This window comes from uncultured Flavonifractor sp., assembly GCF_944387675.1.
Classification (GTDB): domain Bacteria; phylum Bacillota; class Clostridia; order Oscillospirales; family Oscillospiraceae; genus Flavonifractor.
The window spans coordinates 1-3904 of the sequence record NZ_CALXFV010000145.1; the positions used below are offsets into that span (position 1 = coordinate 1).

Below are 3904 nucleotides of genomic sequence, written 5' to 3' on the forward strand. Positions count from 1 at the left end.
ACGTTCAGGTTGTTCTCAAAGAACTTGTTGATGGTAAACAGGGTCTCCTGGTCCAGGGCGTCAATGGGATTCTTCTTAAAGACCTCCTGGAGGAACATCTCGCACAGGGTGGTGGGCAGCTGATAGATCAGCCGGCCGATGCCCAGGTTCTCATAGTTGATAATGCTCTTTTCCGTGTCGAACACCCGGCCCACGTCGATGGCGATGCCCGCCTCCTTGTAGGCCCGGGCCAGCTCCCGGATGTGGCTGACGATGGTGCCGATGCCGATCACCACCCGCAGATGCAGCTCGTCGGTGATCTTGTCCTCCATCTGCTTGGCAATCTTGTAGAGGTCCCGGGTCTCCGCCCCGTCGCTGAGCTGCTTGATCAGCGCCACATCGGTTTCGCTGATGGAGAGCACGAAATCCACCTGTTTGTCAGGGAACATGGCATGTACCACATCAATGAGGGCGGGGTCGGTGGTCTCCACCTGGCGGATGAGGAACACCGCCCGGGGCGCCTCGGAGATGAAGTGGAGCTCCTTGGCCCGGACGTAGATGTCGCCCAGCAGAATGTTATCGGAGATGATGTTCTTGACAAAGGTGGCCTTGTCGTGCTTCTCCTCATAATAGGTCTTGGCGCCGTTGAGGGCCACGGTGGCCATGGAACATACCATTCGGGCCTCTCCGTCCTCCCCTTTGGCAAAGGCGGCGTAGTCAAACTGGGACCCCCAGCCGGCCAGAGCCTTGAAGGTATGGCCCTCATAGGCCACACTCTCCCCCTCGCCCCGGTTTACCGCCTCTACGGCGCCCGGCCAGTGCTCCCCGATACAGCTAAGCTCGTTGCAGGCCACCACCGTTCCCTCAGAATCGATCACGCCTATCGCCCGGTCCGTGCTGTCCTTCATCTGCAAGACAACGCTCTGGAAAATTCTGCTGGACATGGTGTCAGCCTCCTTTATTTCTCCCTACCGCTCCATACAGGCTCAGCCTATTAACAACCAGTATTATACCGATTCTTATCTCTCTTTTCAATATCTTTTTCAAAGTTTTTTGTGGAAAATGCCTAAAGTGCTCTGTTTCTGGCGGAAGTCTCATTCCTTCTCCCCTCCGCCGGCCCTCAAAGCCGTCAGCTCCTCCTCCGTGAGGGGCCGCCACTGGCCGGGAGCCAAGGCGGGGTCCAGGGTGAGGGGACCCATGGTCAGCCGCTTGAGATAGACCACCGGCTTGCCCCGGCTGGCCAGCATCCGCTTGATCTGGTGGTACTTTCCCTCTCGCAGGGTGACAAGGCCGGTGTTTGCCTCCAAAATCTCCAGACCGGCGGGCAGGCAGATCAGGCCGTCAGCCAGGGTTATCCCCTTCCGGAACGCCTCCGCATCCGTCTGATCCAAGATCCCCGCCACCCGGACAAAATAGCGCTTGTCCACATGCCGGCGGGGAGAGAGCAGCCGGTGAGCCAGGGGGCCGTCGTTGGTGAGCAGCAGCAGGCCCTCGGTGTCCTTGTCCAGCCGCCCCGCCGGAAACAGACCCACCCGGCGAAGATGCTCCGGCAGCAGGGTGAGCACCGTGGGTTCCCTGGGGTCCTCGGTGGCGGAGACCAGCCCCGCCGGCTTGTGGAGCATCAGGTACACCAGCCGCTCCCCCGACACCGGCCGGCCGTCCACCAGAAAGGCCGAGGCTGGATCGTGCTTTTCCTCCGGCGTCCGGGCCACCCTGCCGTTTACCGTCACCCGTCCGGCCCGTACCAGCTCCCGCACTTCCTTCCGGGACCACCGGCCCGTATTGGCCAGAATCTTGTCCAGGCGTTCCATCTGCCGCCCTCCTTGTCCTTTTTTCTGCCCTGCGTCATATCGATCCGCCCCGCCCCATATTCATAAAACACCAGTATATGGGGAAGGGAGCGTTGCGCTGTGTTTATCTTTACCGCCAAGGTCCGCAAGGGCCGGCTCCTCGCCGTGGCTGCGGCCGCCGCCGTGGTGTGCGGGGTGCTCCTCACCGGCTCCTTCCTGGCGGGAGGGCGGGACGCCGCCGCTTCCGCCTCCGTCAGTCCCAAAGGGGTCAAGACCAACGAGGACAGAATCGCCTACCTGAGCAGCTACGGCTGGCTGGTGTCGGAGGAGCCTCTCTCCGTGGAGGAGCTGGTCATCCCGGAAACCTTTGACGAGACCTATAGCCAGTATCTGGAGCTTCAGGCCGCCCAGGGCTTCGATTTGACCCAGTACGCCGGCAAGCGGGTGAAGCGGTACACCTACCAGGTGAACAACTACCCCACCGGGGAGACGGACATCCGGGCTGGCCTGCTCCTCTACAAGAACACCGTCATCGGCGGCGACGTGCTCTCCGCCCAGCTGGGGGGCTTCATCCACGGGCTGGAGCGGCCCTCCTGACAAAAAGCGGCGCGGCGCTGTACAGCGCCGCGCCGCTCTGCTTCAGGACAGGAAGTCGGAGGCCCGGTACAGGAAAATGAGGTATTGGATGCCCGCCACAAGGGAGGCGATGGCGGTGGGGATGATGACCAGTCCCGCCAGAATTGCCGCCCCGGGGATCAGGGCCACCAGTCCGCATACCACCAGGATGACGGTGCATACCACATACAGCTTCCACACAAACCGGCCCTTAGCCGCCGTGTCGGAATCGCCGCACTCGTCCAGAATGTCGGCGGTGGTGATGCACACCAGGTAGACCACCACAAAGGACAGGATGCTGCCCACCACGCTCAGGATGGGAAGGACCAGGGTCAGCACCGCCAGCACAATGGAGACGATGCTCAGCGTAAAGGCCGTCCGGTAGCCCTCCGACGCCCGTGAGGCCTCGTTCAGGCCCACCAGATTCAGAATCAGCCCCACCAGGGCCAGGATGCCCCCCACCAGGGGGATAAAGGACAGGATGGAGAGAATTTCCCCGATGAATACCTTCTTCAGGCCGCTGCCCGCCGCTGTATAATCCATAATTGCGCTTCCTCCTTATTTCTTCTCCACAATCCGCACATCCAGCTGGTTGTAGGGAATTTCAATGCCGCAGCGGTCAAAGGCCGCCTTGATCTGCTCCAGCAGGTCAAAGTACAAATCCCAGTAGTCCCCATTGGCGCACCACACTCGCAGGGTGTACTCGATGGCGCTGTCCTTCAGGGCGGACATACGTACAAAGGGTTCCGGCTGGGGCAGGGCCTTGGGATGGGCGGCGATCACATCCCGGATACAGGCAATCACCCGTTCCGGCGGGGCGTGGTAGGATACCCCGAACACCAGATCCACCCGGCGCTGCTCCGCCGTGGAGTAGTTGGTGATCTTCTCCCCCGAGATCTGGCCGTTGGGAACCGAGATCACCTTATTATCCACGGTGGCCAGCTTGGTGTAAGCCAGGCCCACCTCCTTCACCGTACCGCCAACGCCTCCGGCCTCCACATAGTCCCCCGCCTTAAAGGGCTTGGACACCAGGATCTGGAGCCCGCCAGCCAGGTTGGAGAGGGTACCCTGGATGGCCAGGGAGACAGCCAAGCCCAGCACACCCAGCAGAGCCACCAGACTGGTCATGGGGACGCCCATGTAGTCCAGCACAATGCACACTGTCAGCAGCCATAAAATCACCCGAAGGGCGGCGTGGATAAAGGTATGCAGACTCTTCTCCACCTCCAGCCGGAAGAAGGCCCGATCCACCAACTTAAGGATCACCTTCATCACCACCATGCAGCCTATAAACAGCAGCGCAATGGTGAGGATCTTTTGCAGGTTCAGATCATTGAAAAAACCGCTGACAGACTGAAGGGTTTCCTCCGCGTCCTCCGGCGAGAGATTGGTGAGATTACTCAGCATGGTTTCCCTCCTTTCCGCAGATCATTCTACCATAGCTCTCCCGTCTGGACAAGCCCCCAAGCCTGTGGAGGAGGACCTATCCCACGCAACGGGCAAAAAGAAAGGCACGACTT

5 protein-coding genes are annotated in these 3904 nt (G+C 60.7%); 1 reads left to right on the forward strand and 4 read right to left on the reverse strand.

The features are described from left to right. Together Q0J74_RS10660 and Q0J74_RS10665 are read right to left on the reverse strand one after the other, a co-directional pair. Window positions 1–923: PucR family transcriptional regulator (locus Q0J74_RS10660; RefSeq protein WP_297214449.1), on the reverse strand; the 923-nt coding region annotated here is incomplete at its 3' end. A gap of 150 nt (window positions 924–1073) precedes the next feature. Continuing rightward, window positions 1074–1790: a pseudouridine synthase gene (locus tag Q0J74_RS10665; protein ID WP_297214451.1), complete on the reverse strand. Its 717-nt coding sequence runs from the start codon at window positions 1788–1790 to the stop codon at window positions 1074–1076. Window positions 1791–1889: 99 nt separating this feature from the next. On the opposite strand from Q0J74_RS10665, the gene Q0J74_RS10670 reads away from it, so the two are divergent. Continuing rightward, window positions 1890–2366 carry a DUF4830 domain-containing protein gene (locus Q0J74_RS10670; RefSeq protein ID WP_297214453.1) on the forward strand — a complete coding sequence of 159 codons (477 nt, stop codon included), beginning with the start codon at window positions 1890–1892 and terminating at the stop codon, window positions 2364–2366. Window positions 2367–2408: 42 nt separating this feature from the next. Here the strand turns inward: Q0J74_RS10670 and Q0J74_RS10675 are convergent, their stop codons facing one another. Together Q0J74_RS10675 and Q0J74_RS10680 are read right to left on the reverse strand one after the other, a co-directional pair. Further along, window positions 2409–2927: a hypothetical protein gene (locus Q0J74_RS10675; RefSeq protein ID WP_297214455.1), complete on the reverse strand. Its 519-nt coding sequence runs from the start codon at window positions 2925–2927 to the stop codon at window positions 2409–2411. Between the two features lie 15 nt (window positions 2928–2942). Next, window positions 2943–3791 (reverse strand): mechanosensitive ion channel family protein, encoded by an 849-nt coding sequence (locus Q0J74_RS10680; RefSeq protein WP_297214458.1) that lies wholly within the window; start codon window positions 3789–3791, stop codon window positions 2943–2945. Window positions 3792–3904: the final 113 nt, after the last annotated feature.

Excerpts from the sequence above, each read along its gene's own strand:
- Q0J74_RS10675 (WP_297214455.1), bottom strand. The coding sequence starts at position 2,927 with ATGGATTATACAGCGGCGGGCAGCGGCCTGAAGAAGGTATTCATCGGG.
- Q0J74_RS10665 (WP_297214451.1), bottom strand. The coding sequence starts at position 1,790 with ATGGAACGCCTGGACAAGATTCTGGCCAATACGGGCCGGTGGTCCCGG.
- Q0J74_RS10680 (WP_297214458.1), bottom strand. The coding sequence starts at position 3,791 with ATGCTGAGTAATCTCACCAATCTCTCGCCGGAGGACGCGGAGGAAACC.